This window comes from Pseudoalteromonas sp. BMB (assembly GCF_001709235.1).
In the GTDB taxonomy this organism is placed as follows: domain Bacteria; phylum Pseudomonadota; class Gammaproteobacteria; order Enterobacterales; family Alteromonadaceae; genus Pseudoalteromonas; species Pseudoalteromonas maricaloris.
In genome coordinates, this window is sequence record NZ_MBQA01000016.1 from 1 (window position 1) to 1,291 (window position 1,291).

Annotated in this window: 1 protein-coding gene; it reads left to right on the forward strand. The window is 43.3% G+C overall.

The window, feature by feature from the left end:
• Positions 1-89: 89 nt before the first annotated feature.
• Positions 90-1,187 carry an ISAs1 family transposase gene (locus tag BB427_RS02180; RefSeq protein WP_069018801.1) on the forward strand — a complete coding sequence of 366 codons (1,098 nt, stop codon included), beginning with the start codon at positions 90-92 and terminating at the stop codon, positions 1,185-1,187.
• Positions 1,188-1,291: the final 104 nt, after the last annotated feature.

Sequence of the window (1,291 nt, forward strand, 5' to 3'; positions counted from 1 at the left end):
CGGCGGGATCACACTTTGTAAAAAGGCTTTAACACCCGGTCTTTTTCTGATCTAATAACGCCCACATTATCACTATCTACTTGTTAATTATGTCGTTATTTAGCCACCTTGAACTTGTTGAAGATAAGCGTTCTTCTATCAATCAACATCATGATCTTGCTGATGTTTTGTTTCTTATCATCTCGGCGGTTTTATCTGGTTGTGAAGGCTGGAAAGATATCGAGGTGTTCGGGCACAGTAAACTGCCTTGGCTCAGGCAGTTCAGAGCATTTAAGCACGGTATTCCAACGCGACATAGCATTGCACGAATTCTTAAAACAGTGGAGACTGATTCGTTGGTTTTGGCCTTGTTCAGTTGGGTCAACGAACAGCGCTCTCAGTCTGGTAAGCCAATTATTGCGTTTGATGGCAAAACCCTGCGCGGTGCCAGTAAAAAGCGTGAGGATAACTTACACTTGGTGTCCGCTTTTGATTGTGAGTCTGGTTTAACTTTGTATCAGCGAACGGTAGAAAATAAGTCCAATGAGATACCGGCAGTTAGGGCCTTATTAGATGTGCTCGATATTTCAGATTCTATCGTCACACTAGACGCACTACATTGTCAGAAAGCGACACTTTCAGCATTGATTTCAAGAGGGGCTGACTATCTGGTTCAGGTCAAAGCAAATCAGAAAACACTCTATAAAGCAGTCACTTCATGTTTTGAAACAGCCTTTGAAGAAGAAAAGAATTTGCCTGAAGATGTACAAGTCAGCAATGGTCATGGACGTCAGGAAACACGCATCACTTATGTTCTGAAGGCCGACAATCTGCCTGAAGAGATAAGAGAAAAATGGCCTGGACTCACTTCGCTAGTAGCGGTTGAAAGACACAAAAAATCCGAGTCGATAACAAAAATAGACACGCACTTTTATGTCACTTCAGTTGAGCCTGATGCACAGATGTTACAAAAAGCTATCCGCCACCATTGGCACATCGAGAACCAGCAGCATTGGGCACTGGATGTGGTGTTTAAGGAAGATGCTTGCCAGATCAGTGAGCCGATTTCGGCGGAAAACATGGCGCTGTTCAGACGGGTCGTTCGCAACTTGGTAAAACAGCACACAGGTCGTAAAGATTCGATACGTGGTAAGTGCGTTCGGGCCAGTTTTGACGATGAATTCAGGGCAGAGCTTATCTTCGGTTAATGGTCGTTAACGAAGTATGCTCTCACCCTCGTATCGCCCCCTACTCTACACTTTTATATAAATTAAACTATTATAGTTTAGTGCTGATAAAAGATTTAATCTCT

Coding starts and splice junctions, on each gene's coding strand:
- BB427_RS02180 (WP_069018801.1), top strand. CDS start 90: ATGTCGTTATTTAGCCACCTTGAACTTGTTGAAGATAAGCGTTCTTCT.